Origin of the sequence: Adhaeribacter arboris (assembly GCF_003023845.1) — a bacterium.
Taxonomy (GTDB): domain Bacteria; phylum Bacteroidota; class Bacteroidia; order Cytophagales; family Hymenobacteraceae; genus Adhaeribacter; species Adhaeribacter arboris.
The window spans coordinates 4,250,526-4,274,052 of the sequence record NZ_PYFT01000001.1 but is presented as its reverse complement, the minus strand read 5'-3'; the positions used below and the strand labels follow the sequence as shown (position 1 = coordinate 4,274,052).

At 46.0% G+C, this 23,527-nt stretch carries 8 protein-coding genes; 5 read left to right on the top strand and 3 right to left on the bottom strand.

Annotated elements, in window-relative coordinates; translation table 11 throughout:
• The first annotated feature begins 468 nt into the window (after positions 1-468).
• From AHMF7605_RS17455 to AHMF7605_RS17445, 3 genes are all read left to right on the top strand, one after another.
• Entirely contained in the window at positions 469-3,477 is a 3,009-nt protein-coding gene (locus AHMF7605_RS17455) for a T9SS type A sorting domain-containing protein (RefSeq protein ID WP_106931341.1), read from the top strand.
• Between the two features lie 133 nt (positions 3,478-3,610).
• Entirely contained in the window at positions 3,611-8,110 is a 4,500-nt protein-coding gene (locus AHMF7605_RS17450) for a T9SS type A sorting domain-containing protein (RefSeq protein WP_106931340.1), read from the top strand.
• Between the two features lie 467 nt (positions 8,111-8,577).
• Positions 8,578-13,026, top strand: a complete 4,449-nt coding sequence (locus AHMF7605_RS17445) for a T9SS type A sorting domain-containing protein (RefSeq protein WP_106931339.1) — start codon at positions 8,578-8,580, stop codon at positions 13,024-13,026.
• Positions 13,027-13,244: 218 nt separating this feature from the next.
• On the opposite strand, the gene AHMF7605_RS17440 is transcribed toward AHMF7605_RS17445, so the two are convergent.
• On the bottom strand, positions 13,245-16,337 hold the full coding sequence (locus AHMF7605_RS17440; RefSeq protein ID WP_106931338.1) for a PVC-type heme-binding CxxCH protein: 3,093 nt from the start codon (positions 16,335-16,337) through the stop codon (positions 13,245-13,247).
• A gap of 124 nt (positions 16,338-16,461) precedes the next feature.
• Positions 16,462-17,391 (bottom strand): TIM barrel protein, encoded by a 930-nt coding sequence (locus tag AHMF7605_RS17435; protein ID WP_106931337.1) that lies wholly within the window; start codon positions 17,389-17,391, stop codon positions 16,462-16,464.
• 437 nt (positions 17,392-17,828) lie between these two features.
• Between AHMF7605_RS17435 and AHMF7605_RS17430 the strand changes: the two genes are divergently transcribed.
• Both AHMF7605_RS17430 and AHMF7605_RS17425 read left to right on the top strand, forming a co-directional pair.
• The gene (locus AHMF7605_RS17430; protein ID WP_106931336.1) at positions 17,829-18,968 is read left to right on the top strand and encodes a Gfo/Idh/MocA family protein; all 1,140 of its coding nucleotides are present in this window, start codon (positions 17,829-17,831) and stop codon (positions 18,966-18,968) included.
• 157 nt (positions 18,969-19,125) lie between these two features.
• A complete protein-coding gene (locus AHMF7605_RS17425; protein WP_106931335.1) occupies positions 19,126-20,172 on the top strand; it encodes a sugar phosphate isomerase/epimerase family protein in 1,047 nt (348 codons plus the stop codon).
• Positions 20,173-20,387: 215 nt separating this feature from the next.
• Here the strand turns inward: AHMF7605_RS17425 and AHMF7605_RS17420 are convergent, their stop codons facing one another.
• Positions 20,388-23,093 carry a T9SS type B sorting domain-containing protein gene (locus tag AHMF7605_RS17420; RefSeq protein ID WP_106931334.1) on the bottom strand — a complete coding sequence of 902 codons (2,706 nt, stop codon included), beginning with the start codon at positions 23,091-23,093 and terminating at the stop codon, positions 20,388-20,390.
• Positions 23,094-23,527 lie beyond the last annotated feature (434 nt).

Sequence of the window (23,527 nt, the reverse complement as noted above, 5' to 3'; positions counted from 1 at the left end):
TATTAAATTTATTAGCAGTTAAGTCCAAAAAAGCTTTGCTTATAAGTAGCTGGCTAGCATTCCGTGCCTATTTCTATTCTTTACCAGAGTGAATACTTTTCTATTGGTTCTGGTTTTATTGCTATTATTTTCTACAACTGAATTTACTTTGTAATTAATAAATTCTATTCTTCTCCGGGTTTGGTGTCAGGCTCGTACGAGATTTTCTCTGGTAAAGAACTCGATTTATAAATCGCAATTAGAATCCGACGGAGCGGCAAAAATGCTTGTTATTTGCCCAAATATGTTAGTAATAGTAAGGCCTCTTTTCGCTTTTATTCTTATTATAGTAAAAATAAGTAGGGGTAAATCACCTTCTGCGTATTCAACTGCCACATTACTTCTTTCTATTGTCTCTGTTTAAAACAGTGTTGCGTGTGCCTTTATAGTCCAGTACCTTTTTAATAACCCTATTTAAACCAAAACAGCATGAAAACACTAGTACTTTGTTGCAACAGGATTTGGGAAAATCAATCGTTCGCTCGTTTTTGGCGCTTTTTATTCTTGGTTTTACTTAGTTCGTACTGTTCCGCTTCTGTCGCGTGGGCCCAAAGCAAGCAATGGGATAAAACCCTGGGCGGTAGTGCTGCCGAAGCTCTTACTACCATGATTGTAACGCCCGATGGCGGCTATTTACTGGGCGGCACCTCTACTTCGGGAGCGGGCAAAGATAAAACGCAGCCTAGCCGGGGCGAAGCCGATTATTGGATTGTAAAAGTGAATTCCAGCGGCAATATCGTCTGGAATAAAACAATTGGTACGAGCGGTTATGATTATTTCGAAGATTTAATTACCACCCCCGATGGCGGCTATTTGGTAGGTGGTTCTACTTTATCCGACATGAATGGCGATAAAACCGGCAAAAGTAAGGGTGGTTTTGATTATTGGATCGTGAAATTAGATGCCGCCGGCAATAAAGTCTGGGACAAAACCATTGGGGGCAATAGTTCGGATTATTTTCAAGCGATGGTTGCCACCCAGGATGGCGGCTTTTTACTGGGTGGTAGTTCTTTTTCCGGCAAAAGCGGCGATAAGAGCCAGGCGGGCCGGGGCGGTCTCGACCGGGATTACTGGGTAATAAAAATCGACGAAAACGGTAAAAAAGTTTGGGATAAAACCATAACCGGCGACAGCGATGACCGGCTGGCCGAAGTAATGGCTACCCCGGATGGCGGTTTTTTGCTGGGAGGAAATTCTTACTCCGACATTGGCTACAATAAAACCGGCGAATCCAGAGGGGTGGATGATTACTGGGTGGTAAAACTGGACAGCACGGGTACGCAGGTTTGGGATAATACTTTTGGCGGCGGGGCTACCGATAATCTTTATAATTTGGCGCTCACCCAAGATGGCGGCTATTTGTTAGGGGGGTATTCCGAATCCGGCTTACAAGGCGATAAAACCAGTTCCGGAAAAGGTGGGGCAGATCTCTGGATTATAAAAGTAGACAGTACCGGGAATAAAATCTGGGATAAAACCTTTGGTAGCCGCGACTATGATTATTTTGCTGACTTGGTTGCCCTGCCGGGCGGCGGGTATTTGCTGGGTGGTACAAGCCAGGGAGGAGTAGGCGGCGATAAAACGCAGATTAGCCGCGGCGGTCCGGATTATTGGGTAATAAAGATAAACGAAACCGGTAATAAAGCTTGGGACAGAACTTTCGGGGGCAAAAATTCCGATGAACTGCAGGCTTTATTATCTACTCCCGATGGGGGGTATTTACTGGGCGGTAGTTCTTTTTCCGGCACTAGTGGCGAAAAAAGTGAAGCAGGTAAAGGCGAAAGTGATTATTGGGTAGTAAAAGTGGAAGAAGATAACTTCCTGGATGCCCAGTGGAATTTTCGTTACGGAGGTTCAGGCAATGATGGTTTTGCTACGGTAATTAGAACTGCCGATAGTGGTTTCTTATTCGGCGGCTCTTCTACTTCCGACAACAGTGGCGATAGAACGCAGCCTTCCCGGGGCAAGAGCGATTATTGGATTGTTAAAACCGATGAAGCGGGAAAAAAACAATGGGACATCCGGTACGGCGGGCCTTCGGATGATTATTTAAATTCCGTTATTCAAACCATTGACGGCGGTTACTTGCTCGGCGGTACTTCCCTCTCCGGAGTAGGCGGCGATAAAACGCAGGCCAGCCGGGGTGAGCGCGACTATTGGGTAATAAAAATAAATGCGAAAGGAGTAAAAGTATGGGACAGACGCTTCGGGGGAAGTGGCTCCGACGACCTCAAACAAATTTTTCAATTACCTTCCGGCCGATATGTGCTGGCGGGTACCAGCAGTTCTACGGCGAGCGGCGATAAAACCCAGAACACCCGGGGAGGGCAAGACTATTGGGTAGTAAAATTAAACAATAACGGCTCCCTGGTTTGGAACCGGCGTTATGGCGGCTCCCTTAACGATGCGCTGGAAAGCATTGCTCCTACCCTGGACGACGGCTTTCTGCTGGGTGGTTCCTCTTTTTCGGGGGTAAGCGGCGACAAAACGCAAAGCACCCGGGGCAGCGCGGATTATTGGGTAGTAAGGATAAACGGCGATGGAGATGTTGTTTGGGATAAGCGTTACGGCGGTTCCGGAGTAGATAATTTAATGTCGTTGGGTAGCACGGGCACGGCCACCGGTAACTTCTTTATGGCCGGCCATAGTACTTCCGGCATTAGTGGCGATAAAACGCAAAGCAACCGGGGCGGTAAAGATTTCTGGATGATAAAAATTAGCGGCGACGGGGAAAAACTGTTTGATAGTCGGTTTGGGGGAGATAAAGACGAAGGACTGCGCTCGATTATTATCACCGCCGATGGGGGTTATTTATTAGCTGGTCGTTCCGAATCGGATATTAGCGGCGATAAAACCCAAAAAAGCCAGGGCAGCAGCGATTATTGGATCGTGAAAACAAACAGCGTGGGAGTGAAACAATGGGATAAACGTTTTGGAGGCAATGCCTACGACGAAATCCGGGCCATTCTGCAAACCGACGACGGGGGGTATTTATTGGGCGGACGCTCTGATTCCGGGGTGAGTGGCGATAGAACCCAAGCCAGCCAAGGCAAAACCGATTACTGGGTAGTAAAAGTAGCGCCCGAAGTGATTGAAGCTCCAGCAGAACTAGCGGCGCCTCCGGCTTTAGTGAGCGAAACCAACCGGGGCGAAAGAAAAGCCGGAGAGGCCAGCTCGTCCTTCCTTTTAAGTGCTTACCCCAATCCGGCTCCGGGAAAAGTAACGGTGCAGTTTACCTTGCCTCAAACCCAGGCGGCTCAGTTAAAAGTCTATAATCTTCAAGGTAAGGAAATAAGCACTCTGTTTCAGGGCGAAGCTAAGGCTAACCAAATGTACCAGGTAGAATGGCAGGCCGATAAACAAGCCACGGGCATGTATTTGATGCAACTGCAAACTCCGGCCAAACGCCGCCAATATAAATTGCTGCTCGCCCGCTAAGAATTAAAGAAGAAAGTATTTTGTTTCTCCTGCTTTTCTAGGCGAATTACTGGGGGCCGGCCTAAGGGTAGCTGGTCTTATTGAATGAGCAAAGATAAAATTAAAAATCACCTATTCGTTAACGTATACATTTATGAAAAGAGTAGTATCTGGTTTCAGCCTGGTTCAAAAGTATAGGGCTGAAACGTTTGGGTGGCGCGTTTTAGGAGCTATCCTGTTACTTAACTGGTGCTTTGTAACGGGCACTTCCGCCCAGAATAAACTCTGGGATAAAACCATTGGGGGCAATAGCGAAGATTACTTATATTCTTCCCAAAGTACCCGCGATGGGGGGATTATTGTGGGTGGTATGTCTTACTCGAGCAAAACTTTTGATAAATCAGAAAATAACAAAGGCGGCTGGGATTATTGGATTGTCAAGCTTAAGGCCGATGGCAGTAAAGAATGGGATAAAACCATTGGGGGCAATAGCGACGATTATTTCCGCTCGGTGCAGCAAACGCGCGATGGGGGCTATATTCTGGGTGGCTCTTCTTACTCAAATAAAAGTAGCGATAAATCCAGTCCTTCTAAAGGCGGTCAGGATTATTGGGTTGTAAAATTGAATGCGAAAGGAGATAAAGTCTGGGATAAAACCATTGGCGGGAGCAACTGGGAAGAATTTCAGTACGTGCAGCAAACGCAGGATGGGGGTTACATCTTGCTGGGCCATTCTTCCTCTGGTCTTAGCGCAGATAAATCGCAGGCTTCTAAAGGGGGATATGACTACTGGATTGTAAAATTAAAAGCGGATGGCAGTAGAGACTGGGATAAAACTTTGGGCAGTAGGGAGGATGATTGGGCAACTTCCATTCGGCAAACTAAAAACGGCGGTTATGTGGTGGCTGGCTATTCTGCTGCCAATATTAGCGGCGATAAATCGCAGGATAGTAAAGGCAACTATGACTACTGGGTGGTGGGTTTAAATGCCGATGGCAGTAAAGCTTGGGATCGAACCATTGGGGGGGATAATGGGGATATCCCCACCTCGGTGCGGCAAACCAGCGACGGCGGCTATATTATAGGCGGCTATTCTAATTCTGGCATAAGCGAGGATAAAACCCAGGCAAGTAAAGGTGGCAATGATTATTGGATTGTCAAGCTTAAGGCCGATGGCAGCAAAGAGTGGGATAAAACCATTGGCAGCAATAGTGACGATATTTTAACCTCCTTGCAGCAAAACAGCGACGATAGTTATATCCTGGGGGGCAACTCTACTTCGGGTATTAGCGGGAACAAAACGCAGGCAAATAAAGGCGGCAACGATTACTGGGTCGTGAAATTAAATACCGATGGTTCCATTGCCTGGGATAAAACCATTGGCGGCAATGGCGACGATAACTTCTCTTCTGTTTTGCAGCTCTCGGATGGTAATTTCCTGCTGGGTGGATTTTCGTATACAAATAAAAACGGCGATAAATCCGAAAAAAGTAAAGGAGGTTACGATTATTGGGTGGTAAAACTAGATAACAGCGGTACTAACCTGAACCAGCTAATTACCTTTGCTCCTCTTCTCTATAAAAACGTGGACGATCCACCCCTTATTCTGGAGGCTTCTACTAGCTCGGGCTTACCCATAACGTATACCGTGGAATCTGGCCCGGCAACCATTAGCGAAGGCAATAAGTTAATCTTAACGGGCTTGGGAACCGTTACCGTAAAAGCAGCGCAACTGGGCACTACTATTTTCCTGCCGGTTTCCATTACCCGTTCCTTTTTGGTAGAACCGGCTTCCCTGGTGAGAAAACAGTGGAATAAAACCATTGGGGGTAACTCATCCGATCAGTTAACTTCTGTCCAGCAAACCAGCGATAAAGGGTATATTTTAGGAGGTAGCTCGTCCTCCGGCAAAAATGGCGAAAAATCAGCAACTAGTAAAGGCGGCCAGGATTACTGGATCGTGAAATTAAGAGCCGATGGCAGTAAAGAATGGGATAAAACCATTGGGGGAAATAGTCAGGATGTATTACAATCTGTCCAGCAAACGCAAGATGGGGGCTATATTCTGGGCGGATATTCTTTATCCGGCGTGAGCGGCGATAAAACGCAGGCCACTAAAGGTAGTTGGGATTACTGGGTCGTAAAACTAAAGGCAAATGGTACGAAAGAATGGGACCAGACCATTGGCGGCAGAAACCAAGATTATTTAACCTCCGTGCAGCCAACCAATGACGGCGGGTATATCCTGGGCGGTCATTCTACTTCCGGCATTGGAGCTAATAAAACCGAAGCTTCCCAGGGCCTGACGGATTACTGGGTCGTAAAATTAAAGGCAAATGGCAGTAAAGAATGGGATCAAACCATTGGCGGGCGGTACGAAGATGTCTTAACTTCTTTGCAGCAAACCAAAGATAGCGGGTATATTTTGGGCGGTTATTCTTTATCCGGTATCAGCGGTGATAAATCGCAGGCCCGGATTGGCAGCACCGATTACTGGATTGTAAAACTGGGGGCTAACGGCGACAAAGCCTGGGATAAAACTATTGGCGGCACGGACGAAGATTATTTAACCTCTTTGCAGCAAACCAGCGACGAAGGCTATATCCTGGGCGGTTATTCCTGGTCGGGTATTAGCGGCGACAAAAGTCAGGCTTCTAAAGGCCAACACGATTACTGGGTAGTAAAGCTAAAAGCCGATGGCACCAAAGATTGGGATAAAACCCTGGGTGGAAATGAAAGCGAAGTGTTAAGCTCGGTGCGGCAAACCAGCGATGGGGGCTATATTTTGGGAGGAAATTCTTTTTCTGCTATTTCCGGCGACAAAACTCAAATTCCGCGCGGCGCCCCCGACTTTGACTATTGGGTAATCAAGCTAAAAGCCGATGGCAGCAAAGTCTGGGACAAAACCTTGGGCGGTAACGATAATGATGTATTGGTGTCGGTGCAACCAACCGGCAACGGAGAATACATTTTAGGGGGAACTTCTTCTTCGGGAGTTTTTGGCGATAAAAGCGAGTCGAGTAGAGGTAGCAATGATTACTGGATCGTAAAGTTAAAAGAAGAAGTTACCCTGGAAACAGTTTGGGATATGCGCTTTGGGGGCAGTGGTCAGGATAACTTAACTTCGGTAATCAAGACCCGGGATGGCGGTTATTTAGCGGGTGGTTACACCACTTCCGGTAACAATGGCGATAAGAGCCAAAGTAGCCAGGGGGAGAACGACTACTGGATTGTAAAGAGTGACAAGAACGGGCAAAAAGAATGGGATAAACGTTACGGTGGCAGTGGCGATGATTTTCTGAACCGTCTTATTCAAACAGCCGATGGGGGGTACTTATTAGCCGGTTCCTCGCTTTCGGGCAAAAGTGGCGACAAGTCAGAGGCTGGCCAGGGCGAGCGGGATTATTGGATAGTAAAAGTAGATGGCCAAGGTAATACCGAATGGGACAAAACTCTGGGGGGCAGTGGTCAGGATGAACTAGTAAAAGTAGTGCAACTGGCCTCGGGAGAATACGTGCTGGGCGGTACGAGTAATTCGCCCAAGAGCGGCGATAAAAGCCAGGATGGGCAAGGAAATAAGGATTACTGGTTAGTCAAGATCAGCAGCACGGGCGAGAAACTTTGGGATAAAAACTATGGGGGCAGCAAAGAAGACAAGCTAGGCAGCTTCACCGACACCAGAGATGGGGGCTTTTTCCTGGGCGGTAGTTCCTGGTCAGGCAAAACGGGCGACAAAACTCAGGAAAACCAGGGCGGCAGTGATTATTGGGCGGTAAAAACGGATAAAGACGGCAACTTACTTTGGGAAAAAACCTTTGGCGGTAGCGGTAACGATGAAGTTTACTCGGTGCGGCGCAGCCACGGCGATAACCTCTACCTGGCCGGTACCAGTGACTCCGGTAAAAACGGTGACAAGAGCCAGGAAAGTAAAGGCGGCAAAGATTACTGGTTGGTAAAAGTAAATCAGCAAGGCGCAAAAGTATGGGACCGAACTTTCGGGGGCGCAAAGGATGATGAGCTACAGGCCAGTACGTACACCGACGAAGGGAACTATATTCTGGCGGGTACTTCTTATTCCGATGCCGGGGGCGATAAAAGCCAGGCCAGCCGGGGAGAAAGTGACTACTGGATGGTGCAGGTAGATGAGAAAGGCCAGAACCTGATTGATCAGCGGTTTGGCGGCAGCGGAGCCGAAGAACTACGCACCGTATTCCCGGCTAGCGATGGCGGCTGGCTCTTGGGCGGCCGCTCCGCTTCCGGCGTAAGTGGCGACCGATCCCAGTCTAGTCAGGGCGGTACGGATTACTGGTTGGTAAAAGTAGCGCCACTTAGTAATTCACTCGCCGCTTTCCGGCAGGCCGTACCCGCAACGGAACCAATAATTAAAGCAGCGTATAACCTGCTCACGGCTTCTCCGAATCCGGCCAAAGAACGGCTTACTGTTAGTTTTACTTTGCTGCAAAGCCAAACCGCTACCATAAAAGTATACGACATGCAAGGTAAGCAGGTCGCCACTTTGTTCCAGGGGCAGGTGCAAGCCAAGCAACCGTACCAAATTGAGTGGCAAGCTAATCAGCAGGCAGCGGGCATGTATTTACTACAACTGCAAACTCCTACTTTGCGCCAGCAACAGAAGCTGCTTGTAACGAAGTAAGCCAAACTACTTTCATAAGCAAGCCGGGTAGCAGAGCAAAAATGCTAGCCGGCTTTGTTTTTTATAAACATACCTGTAAAAAGTAAAACGAGTACTTACGTTTTCTTTATTATTTTTCGCTAGTATTTGTCCAATTTAATTGGTAGAAATAAAATTAGCATCTATTCTAGCTTGCAACTCTTTTAAGCTAGAATTTCTAATTCATAATTTCTGATTTTTAATTAAGCGAAGCGCTAGCTGCTTTATTCCTAAAATCTACCCGCAAACTATACAGGCTTTTTTATGCTAATCCATTTTAGATTCTTTAGTATATTATCAAGAATAACTTTAACTTAGGTACTAAAACCAGAAGGAACTACTTGTATTTGGGTGCTTTACCTTCTTACTAATTACCAGTATTATCTCCCTTCATTTATCTGCTTAACCCTTTGTATTTACTTCTCCGCCCTTACACTAAATCTTTCCTCATGAAAACACTTTTATCTGCTTTTAATCATAGCTATCCAAGCCGGAAAATAGTACCTGCGTGGTGCGCGCCAAGCCTTTGTTTTTTACTTTATTTCTCTTTCACCCTCACTACTTTGGCCCAAAATAAACTCTGGGATAAAACCATTGGGGGCGGTAATTTGGATGAATTAGCTTCTATCCAACCCACCCAGGAGGGCGGCTATATTCTGGGTGGATCTTCGTTATCAGGCATTGGCAGCGATAAAACCACAACTAATAAAGGTGAGTTTGATTATTGGATTGTTAAGTTAGATGCGAATGGTGAAAAAATTTGGGACAGAACCTTCGGGGGAAATGGTTATGAACACTTAGCCACCGTGCTGCCAACCCGTGATGGCGGTTATATTCTAGGCGGGTATTCTGAATCTGGCAAGAGTGGTGATAAATCCGAAGCAAATAAAGGTTTTCAAAATTACTGGATAGTGAAGATTGATAATAAGGGTAAAAAGGTTTGGGATAAAACTATTGGGGGAAATAATCAAGACATGTTGGCCGCATTGATGCAGACAAGTGATGGCGGTTACATCCTAGGCGGGACTTCTAATTCCGGCAAACGCGGAGATAAATCGGATGCTTACAGAGGAGAAGAAGAAAACTATGATTATTGGATAGTAAAGCTAAAAGCGGACGGCAGCAAAGAATGGGATAAGACTATTGGAGGTAGCGAATCTGATGAGTTAAGCTCGTTGCAACAGACGAGTGATGGCGGCTATATTCTGGGCGGCTCTTCTACTTCCGGTATAAGCGGTGATAAATCGGAAAACAAAAAAAGTGATTACACCGATGTTGATTATTGGGTAGTGAAGCTAAAAGCAGATGGTAGCAAAGAATGGGATAAAACGATTGGGGGAAATAGTGATGATAATTTAACTTCTGGGCAGCAGACGAATGATGGGGGATATATTCTCGGCGGCACTTCGCAATCCGAAATATCAGGCGATAAATCGCAAGCACCTAAAGGAGGCAACGGTGATTATTGGATAGTGAAACTAAAGGCCGATGGCAGCAAAGAATGGGACAAAACCATCGGGGGAAGTAATAGTGATAAGTTGGCTTCGGTGCAACAGACGAGTGATGGCGGCTATGTTGCAGGTGGATATTCTGGTTCGGACATTAGCGGTAATAAATCCCAAATTTCTAAAGGTTATGAAGATTACTGGGTGGTGAAGCTAAAAGCAGATGGGAGCCAAGAATGGGATAAAACCAGCGGTGGCAGTGATACGGATGTATTAACCTCTTTACAGCAGACCAGTGATGGAAACTATATTCTAGGCGGCTGGTCTAATTCGGGTAAAAGCGGCGATAAATCGCAAGCAGCTAAAGGAGGAAGCGATTACTGGATTATAAAATTGGATAACAAAGGTAGTAAAAATCAATTTGTAACTATTGCTTCTATTCCCGTTAAAACTTTAGGTGAGGGGCCTTTTGCTATTTCTGCCACAGCCACATCGGGTTTACCAGTTACCTTCCGGGTTGTTTCGGGGCCGGCTACTATTAAAGATAATATAGTAACGATTATCGGCTTAGGTACCGTATTAGTAAAAGCCTTTGTGGCAGGCACTGATGCTTACCAACCGGCCGAAGCAACCCTTTCCTTCTTCGTGGAAACACCGGCGCTGCTTAAAACAGAATGGGAGAAAATTATTGGTGGCGATAAGGAGGACGTTATTTCTTTTGTCCAACCAACCCCGGATGGCGGCTATATTCTGGGTGGTACTTCTGCTTCGGGCATCAGCGGGGATAAATCCGAAGCTAACAAAGGGGAAGTTAGTAACGGTGAGCCTACTACAGATTACTGGATAGTGAAGCTGAATGCCGATAGAACCATAGCTTGGGATAAAACGATTGGGGGTAATGCGAACGATGTGTTACATGTTGTCCGGCAGACGAGTGATGGGGGCTATATTCTAGGGGGGTATTCCGAATCGGGTAAAAGCGGCGATAAATCCGAAGCCAATAAAGGGGAAGCTGATTACTGGGTAGTGAAGCTGAATGCCAATGGTAGTAAGGCCTGGGACAAAACCATTGGCGGTAATAAGAAGGATGAATTAACCTACCTTCAACCAACCCGTGATGGGGGATATATTCTGGGTGGCACTTCTGTTTCCGGAATTAGTGGCGATAAATCCGAAGCTAGCCGGGATAGTGAGGAAGCTTTCTATCACGGCGATTATTGGGTAGTGAAGCTGAATTCGGCCGGTACTAAAGTCTGGGATAAAACCCTTGGCGGCGATGATGAAGAAATTTTTGTCTCCGTTCAGCAAACCAGCGATGGAGGGTATATCCTGGGTGGCACTTCTTTTTCCGGCAAAACCGGTGATAAATCCGAAGATAACAGAGGCGGGGCCTGGCTGGTGAAGTTACAAGCGGATGGTACCATAGTTTGGGATAAAGCATTTAATGTGGGGGAGGTATCTTCGGTACAGCCGACAAGTGATGGGGGCTATGTTTTAGGAGCTGGAGGTGACAGGACTAGCAGCAACAATGATTATTGGATAATAAAGCTAAAAGCGAATGGTATTAAAGAATGGGATAAAATTATTGGGGGAGATGGGGATGATGTGTTAGCCTCGGTGCAACAGACAAATGACGGCGGCTATATTTTGGGTGGTACTTCTACTTCCAGCATCAGTGGGGATAGAACAAAAGCATCTGGTAGACCTTGGATAGTAAAGTTACACGCAGATGGCACGAAAGTTTGGGACGAAACTATTATAAGTGGAGCATTAATTTCTTTACAGCAAGTAAGCGACGGCGGGTATTTATTTAGTGGAATTTCTGCTGGTAAGGGTAGCTTCGATTACTGGATAATTAAGCTAACTGAAGAACAACCCTACATCGCCCAATGGGATACGCGGTACGGTGGCACGGGCAAAGACAACTTCACTTCGGTAATTAAGACCAGTGATGGCGGCTACTTGTCGGGAGGCTATACCAACTCCGGGGTTAGTGGCGACAAGAGCCAGAACAGCCAAGGTAATAACGACTACTGGATTGTAAAATCAGATAAGAACGGCAAAAAGGTTTGGGAGAAAAGCTACGGCGGCACGCAGGAGGATTATCTGAACCGCGTTATTCAAACCGCTGATGGGGGCTATCTCTTAGGCGGTTCCTCTCGCTCGGGTAAGAGCGGAGACAAAACAGAAGCCGGCCAAGGTGAGCGCGATTACTGGGTCGTGAAAATAGATAAACAAGGCACGAAGCAGTGGGATAAAACCTTTGGCGGTTCGGGGAATGACGAGTTGAAGAAAGTAGTTCAGTTAACTTCCGGGGAATACGTGGTAGGTGGCACGAGCAATTCCCCCGTTAGCGGTGATAAAAGCCAAGCTTCTCAAGGCAACCATGATTACTGGCTGGTGAAGATAAGTGCCGATGGTAATAAGGTCTGGGATAAACGCTATGGTGGCCGTCTAGACGAAACATTAGGCAGCTTTACGGAAACGAGAGACGGCGGTTTTTTCCTGGGCGGCAGTTCCGCGTCCGGCAGCAGTGGCGATAAGAGCCAGGCGAGTCAAGGTAAGAGTGATTTCTGGGCCGTGAAGACCGATAAAGACGGTAATTTACTTTGGGAGAAAAGTTACGGCGGTAGCGACCAGGATGAGGCCTATTCAGTAGGGCGTAGCCAGGGCGATAACTTGTTTATTGCCGGCACCAGTAGTTCGGGCAAAGAAGGCGACAAGAGCCAGAAAAGTAAAGGAGAAAAAGATTACTGGTTAATTAGGTTAGATGAAAAAGGTACCAAGTTGTGGGATAAGACCTTTGGCGGCAATCAGGACGATGAACTGCGGGCCAGTACTTACACCGAAGAAGGGAATTACATTTTAGCGGGCACTTCTTCTTCGAGTAATAGCGGGGACAAGACGCAAGCCAACCAGGGAGCCAGCGATTACTGGGTAGTAGAAGTGGCTCCCGGAGGGGAGAAAATAGCCGACCAACGCTTCGGGGGCAATGGCTCCGAAGAACTGCACGCTGTGTTGCAAACTTACGATGGTGGTTTACTGCTCGGTGGGCGTTCGGATTCAGGAGTAAGCGGCGACAGAACCCAACCCAGCCAAGGCAGCACCGATTATTGGCTCGTGAAAGTAGCCCCCCAGACCAGTGCCGTAACTCCCGCCCGAGAAGCTACCTTAGTAGATGAACCAGCAGAAATAATAAATTTAAGCGCCTATCCTAATCCGTTCCGGGAGAAAATTACTGTAAGTTTTACTTTGCCTCAGTCGCAATCGGTACAGTTGAAAATATACGACAACCAAGGCAAAGAAATTACTACATTGTTTCAAGGTCAAACCCAAGTAAACCAAACTTACCAGGTACACTGGCAAGCCGGCCCTAACCCGGCCGGCCTGTATTTCCTGCAATTACAAACCCCTACGCAACGCCATCAGCAGAAAATGCTCTTAACCAAATAATACTAATACGGAAGCAGCTAAATAAAAAATGAAGCGCCTTTGGCTTTCATGCTGTAAATCCTTTTTGTATCAACTTATACCCAATAATATTAGTTACCTTCCATCAGGTTGATTTAAAAAATTGCGCTAACCCGCCAAGTTTTATTTCCTTCGGTATGGCAGCTACTTGAAGCGATTTGGTATTAGGCCAGGAAGTTTTAAGATTGAATAAGAATCCCCTAATTAGAGGCGGATGCTTTCTTTAAGGTAGTCAGGTATTCTACTAAGTTTACCAGTTCCTGCTCGCTCATGGTTTGCTGCAGGTTAGAGGGCATTAGTGAATTTTCCATTTGTTTTTTGGAAGCAATGTCAGCTAAGGCATAGCTCGTTACCGAACCACCGGGTTGGCGCAGATCTAATTTGTCTTCGGTTTGGCTGGCTATAATACCTACTACCTGGTTCCCGTCCTTCAATTTGACCTGATATCCTTCGTAGCCAAAACTAATACCGGCATCCGGGTGCAGGATGGATTTGTACAAGGCTACTTTGGGGAGTTTATTGCCAATCTCGGAAAGCTCCGGACCAAATGGAGTGCCTTCGCCATTAACCTTGTGACAGGCTACACACGATTGCGAGAACACCGCTTTGCCATTTACCGGATCACCGGTTAAGGTGGCTAACTGATCAATGGGAGGTAAAGGTTTGCCTTCCCGGGAAGGAGTTTTCAGGTATTGAGCCGCTTCTTCGCGAATGTTCTGGCGGTAAGAATTTAATAAAACACTACCGGCCACCTGCTGCATTTCCGGGTTTAATTTGTTGTTTTTAACAATGTTCAGCAAACGAGCTTCTCCCGAACCGCCCCGGCCAATTTTCTTTAAAGCTAGTTTACGAACTTCTATGCTACGATTGCCATTTAAGGCTACGTCTTCCAGCAATTCCTGCGCTTTTTTGTCTTCGTAACGGCCCATAGCGGTAATCATGGCGAGCGCCGTTTCTTCTTTGCCGTTTAAAACTTTCATAATCTGGTCCGGACCAGTCCGTAATAGGATTTTAGAAGCTTCCACCCCTATTTCCGATTCTGGTTGCGTGGTAGCCAATCGCACTAATTCGGCATTCTGATCTTTTGACTCGAAGCGTTTTACCAGTTGCACAAACTGGTTTTGGCCTTTTGCGTATTCCAGCCCCCGACGTAAAGCACTTTGCACCTTAGGATCGGAACCGTATTTTTTGGCGTCGATGTGATTCAATGCTAAAGATATTATCTGAGCTTGTTGCGGACTGTTGCCGTTTAATAAGCCAAGCAATATTTGTTGTTTGGCAGCATCTTCCGGGTAAAAATCAAAAGCCCGGAAATAACGAGGACGTTCTTTTTCGGTTACATTGGCTTGCGTAATAAGAGTAGGCAGCATTTTTAAAGCTTCCGGAGTGCGGGCCCGCCAGATAATATCGCGATTGGCTTTGTTGGCTACATCGCGGTTACTTTGTTTTTGCCAGGCCGCAAAGAAAGTATCCCACTGTAAATCTGCCCCAATACCTAATGCTTCCAGGTACCAGCGATCCTGGCCATCGTATTGGTTGGCTAAAGTGGTCCAGATTTGAGCGGCTTCCGGCGATTTATTAAAACGTAAATTGACGGCTACTTCCCGGCGTACCTGCGGCGATGAGTCCTTGGCTAGTTTTGCCAGGATCGGGTTTACATCTATTTTCTGTTCTAATGCCGCGCGTAAACCGGCCATCCGGATGTTGGCATCGGCATCGTTAACGGCCGCATCCATGTATTTTTTGCCTTTTTTATTCAGTTTACTCAACAGCCATAAAGCCCGGGCCCGGAAACGCGGATTGCTATCGGATTGAAACATTTTAGCCAGTACTTTCTCTGATTTCTTGCCCCAGCCCTGCAGCTTTTCGTAAGCTAAGTAACGGGTAGCCAAATTTGGGCTTTTTAAGGCTTCGGCGGCGCCGGCCGGAGTAGATAAGTCCAGTTTGGGAACGGTGTAGGCAGTGCCGGGAGGCGCTATCCGGAAAATGCGGCCTTTAACTAAATCACCCACCTGGTGACCTCCAACGCCCGGATCGTACCAGTCGGCGACGAAGAGTGAACCGTCCGGAGCAATGGTTACATCGGAAGGCCGGAACCATTTGTCTTCTTTGGTTTTTAAAATATTTACGATTTCGGCTTTGTAACCCGCCCCGTCGTTTTGTACCGGGTAAGCCCGTACTACATTAGGACCCGCATCGGAATGAATCATCTGGCCCTGGAAGGTAGCAGGCAGTAAATTTCCTTCGTATACTACCATACCCGTGGGAGAACCGGCACCCGTTTGCAGTAAATTAGGTACTACGCCGGGGTCGTTTAAATGCCAGTGGCGGAGCGGTATTTCTTCTTCCAGGTTCGTGCGCGGCGATTGCCAGCTGGCTCCCGTCATCTGGTCCCGGAAACCATAATTCCCGTAAGGCATCACGTAGTTAATCCGGACACCGCGGTTGCCATCGTCGTCGTTATCCGACTGCCACAAAGTGCCGTACGAATCGACGGCTACTTCGTAGTTGTTCCGGAAGTTATTGGCCAGTACTTCTATATTAGAACCGTCCATATCGCAGCGGAAAACCATGCCTTGGCGGTAAGGTTTGCCATTGTCGGCAATTTCGTTGCCTTCCCGGTCCACCAACGGTTTACCTTCTTTGTCCTTTATTTGCTTGCCTTCGTTCCCAAAGTTAAAATATAATTTTCCATCCGGGCCAAAAGTAAAAGCGTGAACAGCGTGGTCGTGCTGCTCGCCGCTTAAGCCAGTAAACAATAGTTCCTTTTTATCGGCCTTATCATCCCCATCGGTGTCGGTAAATATAAATACGTTCGGCGATACCGAAACAATGGCTTTATTACCCAGCACCGCAATGCCTAAGGCCGCGTTTACATCGTTGCCCTGATAAAAAACTTTTTCTTTATCCGCTTTTCCATCACCATCGGTATCTTCTAAAATTAAAATGCGGTCGCCCTCTTCCTGGCCTTTGTTAGTGGGGTTAAGCTTGGGCCGGTAATTTACGCCTTCGCACACCCAAACCCGGCCTTTGGCATCAATGTCCATATTAGTAGGATTGCGGACGGAAGGTTCCGTGGCGAATGCTTTTACCTCCAGGCCGTTGGCTACTTCAAAGCCCGTTGAAAGATCATCGTCGGCCGGTCGGATTTTATGAATATTGGTACTAAAGGCGGCACTCAGGCACAGGAGACCTCCTAAAAGTAAGCGTCCGTTGGTTTTACTTAAAAAAGGATTACTTTTCGTAATGGATTGCTTTTCCTGAAAGGTGGAAAAACCTGTTTTATTCTTCATGGGCAATGCGTAGGTAACAGAGGTTAACAGCTTACAGATTTACTAAAATTACCTTTCAGCTCTTCGGGCAGTTTTAATAAATTAGTTGGCTGTTGATTTAGTAAAATTTTAGTTAGAAAACAGATCAGGCAACGCTAAAATCGTCGGAGGTTACGTAAGCGTTAATTAACGCTTTTTCGCCTTCTTTCCCCGGCTGTGAATTGCCGTGCTCCATGCCTAATACGCCTTTATACCCTTTTTTATAGATGTGCTCGAAAATGCGGCGGTAATTCATTTCGCCGGTAGTAGGTTCTTTGCGACCGGGTTCGTCCCCAATTTGGATATAGGCTACTTCTTCCCAGGTTTGGTCGAGATTGTAGATGATACGGCCTTCGTTTTTCTGCATGTGGTACATATCGAACAAGATTTTACAGGCTGGACTGTTTACTCCTTTACAAATCATGTAGGTTTGGTCGGAGTTACGCAGGAAAAGGTTGGGCGAATCGCTGAGCGGCTCCAGTACCATTATTAAATTGTTGGGTTCCAGAATTTCGGCCCCTCGGCGCAAAGCTTCAATTACATTACCGGTTTGAATGCCGATGGGAATATCCCGGTGGAAATCGCCGGGTACTACCGTCATCCACTTAGCATTCACCCGTTTGGCCGTTTCCACGGCTTTTTTGCAGCCGTTCAGGAAAATATCCATGTGCTCTTTCTTGCCGGCCGCTAAGGTGTTTTGACCGTTCCCCCCTTTATCTACCACAAAAACACCCATGGTCATGCCTAATTTAGCTAGCGTTTCGCCAATTTTGGTTTGTTCGGCCGGCGGCCGGCCCATCATGCCGTTGTCTTCCAGAGCCATAAAGCCATTATCAGCCATAAATTTAAGCTGATCCACTACGTCGTCGCCCGCGCTGTTTTTAAACATCCCGAAATGCGGCGCATAATTCAATTTAAATTTACGTTTGGGAGCAACCAGAGGAGAAGCCAAGGTTTCCGGAGTAAGAGCAGCTGATCCTAGTGCTACCGCAGCACTGGCAGCCAAGCCTTTTTGAAAGAAATTTCTACGGTTCATGAGTTTAAGGTATAATATATTCGCTGATGAAGGATGCCAGATTCGATTTTACAGACGTAAAGTAGGGGGTTAATTTAAAATATTTCAAATGAAATAACCACTTGCGCGTTTTATTTACAATTTATTTAATAGAAGTAGTGCTTTGTTGTAACAAGTGTAGTTAATCTTCTTATTTATTGTTAATTGTACAATAACAAGTAAAATCTTACATCTGTAACTTTTATTATTCCTGATTTCTTTTCCGGTACAAAGTCTTCTATTAATAGAAAATATCCGTAGTAACTATTATTTTTGAAAGGCAGGGTAGGAATAAATATTAAATCTTTCTAGTAGTTTTAGAAACAAAGTATGACCTTCCGGGTAACAGAAAATATTTGCTCTTAACCCAGTTTAAATTAGATAAACGCTTACTGTAAACAATGAACAGAAAACTAAGAATGGGCATGATTGGCGGCGGAAAGGACGCCTTTATTGGTGCTGTCCACCGCATGGCAGCCGCTCTGGATGGGGAAATTGATTTAGTTTGCGGCGCTTTTAGTAGCAACGCAGAAAAATCGAAAGCTTCGGGCGAAGCGCTACGTTTACCACCGGATCGGGTATATGCTAATTTTGAGGAAATGATCCAAAAAGAAAAAGAACTGCCCGAAGGCGAACGCATGGACTTTGTGTCAATTGTAACGCCAAACCACATGCACTTTCCGCCCGCGAAAATGGCTTTAGAAAATGGTTTTCACGTGGTGTGCGATAAGCCGGTTACCTTAAATTTGCAGGAAGCTTTAGATTTAAGAGAAATTATTGACCAAACGGGTTTGCTGTTTTGCCTGACTCATAATTACACCGGTTACCCGATGGTGAAAGAAGCCCGGGCCATGGTCCAAAGCGGCAAACTGGGCAAAATCCGGAAGGTAATTGTGGAATATCCGCAGGGCTGGTTGGCGCAACTATTAGAAGCTACCGGCAACAAACAAGCCGATTGGCGCACCGACCCCGCCCGTTCCGGTGCGGCCGGTTGCATGGGCGACATAGGTACGCACGCCGAAAACTTAGCCGAATACATCACCGGGTTAAAAATTACCGAGCTTTGCGCCGACCTGACCACTTTTGTGGAAGGCCGCAAATTGGAAGACGACGGTAACGTGTTGTTGCGGTTCGACAACGGGGCCAAAGGCGTATTGCACGCCAGCCAGATTGCCAACGGTGAAGAAAACGATTTAAACATCCGGGTTTACGGAGAGTTTGGCGGTTTGCAATGGTGGCAAATGGATCCTAATACGCTTATCTACAAAACCAACGAAGAAGGCGCGCGCAGATTGCGGCCGGGCGTTGGGCAACAATCCGAAGCGACTAAAGCCCACATCCGGGTACCGGCCGGTCACCCCGAGGCGTTTCTGGAAGCCTTTGCCAATTTATACCGCAACTTTGCCATTACGTTACGTGCCCGCATGAACGGCGAAGAACCGAATCCTATTTACATGGACTTTCCGGGTATTGAAGAAGGAATTCGTGGCCTAGCTTTTATTGATACTTGTTTGGCTTCGGCCCACTCTGACCAGAAATGGACGAAGTTTGTTATTTAGTCGATAGTCGATGGTCCATAGACCATAGTCCATGAATCCTCGATTATCGGCTAAATAACTTAATAACATTTGTAAACTATGGTCTATGGACTATCGACTAAGTATATTGTTTAACCCCTCTGTGGACTGTCGTCCATGGACTATCAACCAAACATACATGAAAGGACCTGGAATATTTTTAGCGCAGTTTTTGGGCGATGAAGCCCCCTTTAATTCTTTTGCAAGCATCTGTAAATGGGCCGCTGGTTTAGGCTATAAAGGTGTACAAATTCCTACCTGGGCGGGCAGCATTGTAGATTTAAAACAACTGGCCGAAAGCAAAACGTACGCCGATGAATTTAAAGGCGTAGCCCAAGCCGCTGGGGTAGAAATAACGGAATTATCTACTCACTTACAAGGGCAATTAGTAGCGGTGCACCCGGCTTACGACGCCATGTTTGATGGCTTTGCCCCGGCCGAATACCGTAATAACCCGAAAGCCCGTACCGAATGGGCGGTACAACAATTAAAATACGCGGCTAAGGCTAGCCAGAACTTAGGTTTAAATGCGCACGCTACTTTCTCCGGAGCGTTGTTGTGGCATACTGTTTATCCCTGGCCGCAACGCCCGGCGGGTTTAGTAGAAACGGGTTTTAAAGAGTTAGCAGATCGTTGGCGGCCTATCTTAAATGCTTTTGACGAAGTAGGAGTAGATTTATGCTACGAAATTCACCCCGGTGAAGACTTGCACGATGGCGTTACGTTCGAACGGTTTTTAGCGGCTACGGGTAATCACAAACGGGTAAATTTATTGTACGATCCGAGCCACTTTGTGCTGCAGCAATTAGACTATCTGCAATACATTGATATTTACCACGAGCACATTAAAATGTTCCACGTAAAAGACGCGGAGTTTAACCCAACTGGCCGTTCCGGGGTGTACGGCGGCTACCAGGATTGGATTGATCGTCCGGGCCGTTTCCGTTCTTTAGGCGATGGCCAGGTAGATTTTATGGGCATCTTCAGCAAGCTGGCGCAGTATAATTACGAAGGCTGGGCTGTGTTGGAATGGGAGTGTGCCATTAAACACCCCGAAGATGGTGCCGCCGAAGGCGCACCGTTTATTCAGCAGCATATTATTCGCCGTACGGAACGGGCATTTGATGATTTTGCCGGCACTGGCTCCGACGAAGCTTATAACCGTAAGGTTCTGGGATTAGAATAATTGAGAGTGTTAACATTAAAAACAAAAAACCTGTTATTACAGAACAGGTTTTTTGTTTTTAATCAAAGCTGTAATTGCTCTTTAATCATTTGTTAGTTTTAAAACGAAGCATATTTTAAGCACTCTATTAAAGGTAGATTTTCAATTAGCTGGTAGGCAATAAAAAGGCATGTCTGTATAAATAGCTACTTACTATAGTTGCTGTATCTACTTTTTTAACGGACCACTTCAACCCATCCTTTTATTTGCTTTCCTGTTTTCCGAAGCAATAGGTTATAATAGTAAGTACCTACAGTTAGGTTTGCCGCTGACCAACTATTATCATACTTTTCTTTTTCCCATACGGGCTGTCCCCACCGGTTATAGATGGTTAATTGATTGTCCGGATAAAGCTCTATATATCGAATGGTAAAAAAATCATTCCGTCCATCGCCATTGGGAGTGATGATATTAGGAATTAAGGGTGCATGTGAAAAAGAAAGGTTTACCGCGTTCGACCAAGAACTAAAAGAACTGTTGCGGGCAATCGCTTTAATGCGGTACAGGTGCGTAAAACCAGCGGTAGCAGAAAGTTCAACAAAGGTAAGGTTCTCCGGAGTAACCTGGGCAACCAGTTTTAAATCTGATTCATCATCTAATTGGCGCCAAATTTCGTAACGTTCCACCCCGTCTGGCCAACCATCATAGGCATTCCAAGCTAGAGTAATTTTGGAGTTATTCTCTAGAGCTTCGGCCTTTAGCTGAATGGTATGGTGAGAGTCGCTCTTAATAGATTCATTACAACCATTAAAAGCGCCAATTTGATATTCATAGATACTCGCATCAGTTGTAATATCAGCATCAGTGAAAGGGGAGTTGCCAGGGTTACTAACCACAGTCCAGGTGGTGGTACCAAATGGCCGGCGCCACAAAGTAAGCGGACCTTGCAAACGATCATTATCTGAACTGGCCCAGGTTACTTCCACTTGCTTTTCATCGGTAAGACTTACGCTTACATTCTGCATCATTAAAGCAGTAGAATCTTTAAAAATTTTCACCCGAAGTGTATCAGAAACTCCGAAGCAAATCGTGTCTACGGTGGTACTTTTTTCTTGAATCCAAATTTTATGTTCTCCTAAACCCATCCAATCAACGCTTACTAAGCTGGTACCTTGCCCGGATGTTATCTTCCCGCCTTGTATACCCCAGGTATATACCGAGCCATTGGTATAGATAACCGAATACACGTTTTGGGCTGATTGATTCAGGCAGATTACATCAGCGCCTTGCGGTGTTTCTGGTTTTAATTCTACGTTAATGCGCACAGGTAATATAGTTGCTTCACTCGCGCAGTTAAATTGGTTTAGTACTATTACTTTCACCTGCGCATGGGCGTTTGTGGCTCCCCAATTTACTTTAACGGCATTACTACCTTGCCCGCTTACCAACTGCCCCCCCATTACCGACCATTGGTAACGGTATCCTGCGTGTGCCACAACGGTGTACTCTACTTGTTCCACTCCCGGACAAACGGATCGGCTGCCATTTATAGATGTTTTTTCCGGGATCGGGAATACCGAAACCACTACTTCGTCCACCCGTACGCAACTGCCATCGTTTACGTACAGGGTGTAATTTACTTCTATCTTTTTAGTAATAGTATCGGCATACTGGAAAGTTGGGTGATAAGAAGTCGGATCGCTGAGGTAATTAGCTGGTTCCCAGCGGTAAGTAAATTGATTGTTACTCGTGCCTCCCAGCGTCACTTGTTGGTTTTGACATACCTCTTTGTCCGGACCAGCATCGGGTTGAAAGGTATAGTCTGATAAAAAATTAGCGGCAAAAGTGGGCAATCGGCCTTCTATCTCTTTGGGCAGCGTAATGGCATCAGGAGTAACTGCACAGGCGGCTCCTAACCGTTCCGGGTAAGTTATCACCGCCAGCGCTTTTTTATTATCTGGTTGCGTTAAGTAAATTTTTCCATCGGGAGCCAACTGTAACGATTCAAAATGCCCTGGTCCCGCGTAAACCAGTGTCTTAGAAGCTATTATTTGTTGGGCATCATTCGTGCTAAGGTCAAACTGCCATACTTTCCCGGGGTTATTATATAAGCCACTAAGATAGATTCTGTTACCTGAGGCCGAGAATTCTGCGTTCCAGCCTCTTTGCTCCAACCGGATGGATTTGGTTATTTCTCCCGTTTCGGTATTAAAATTAGCCACATCCGTTCCTTCAAAACCATTACCATCATAGCCAAATACTATTTTATCGCCTTTAGGAGAAAACTTTAAACCACTGGAATTGCCAATGGATACGGGTACGGAGCGCACCGGATTAAGCGATACGCCGTCTACGGTTATGCGAAAAGCTAGTAACTGGTCGGAGCCAGTACTAACATTCCGGTCGGCTTCGCCTACCAGCCAGTACGTATTATTGGCGCAAAGCGCGGAAACGGTAAAGGAGCCGTGTAAAGTGGAGTAAATCGTTTTAGCTTCCTCTAAGGCGGCTCCCCATCCTCCATTTGCCGTGATGTCTACGGTTTTATACTTCACTGAGTTAATAAATGTGTTATTGGTACTGGTAGCACCCACGTAAAAAATGTAAAACAGCGATCGGGAACCCGGCTTCCGGATGATGTAAATTTCATTGATAATAGTTTCTTCCCAGGCTCCGTGCTGAATAAGATTCCCGTCTTTATTAAAGATACCTTGCTGGTTGGCCGATAAAAGTACCTGACCGGCTGTATTGGAATACGTATAAGTAGGGAATCCCTCATCAGATCCTGCCTTAATAACTTCCGGCGTACCTTGATTGAAATCTAAGCCATAACCATTCCCCAAATACCAAACGGAAGCTTCGTTCTGCCCATAACTAGGTGCAGATAAAATTACCAATGTGATACAGAGATATACTTTCCTGACGATAAGTTTTAGCTGAGGCATTACTTTCGGATATTTAGAAGTAATATAAGAAAGAACGGATAGTAGCACATCCTACTTAAATGTACTTTTTGAAAAAATTTAAAGGATAAACATCCAAAATAATAATTCAGAAACTGAAGGTAATGAAAATGGAAAGAGATAGGATGTTTTAGGTTAAAACAGAGTTACTAGAACGAGTTAAACCAATAAAAAAGCCCGCTCATCAGAACAGGCTCTAAAATTCTAATTTTTACATTACTTATTTGTTGTTTTTACCCGGTAAATATATCGGAAAGGCTAAGCCTAAAGATAAATTGGTGTATTCATCTCCAGACCCATCGCTCCTCGCATTGCGCGTTAAACTTAAGTTCCCTTCTAAGATTACGCTATTAATTTCAAAATTAGCTTAGTAGTAGAGGATATATGAATAGAAATACCGCTTTCCATCGGGCTTA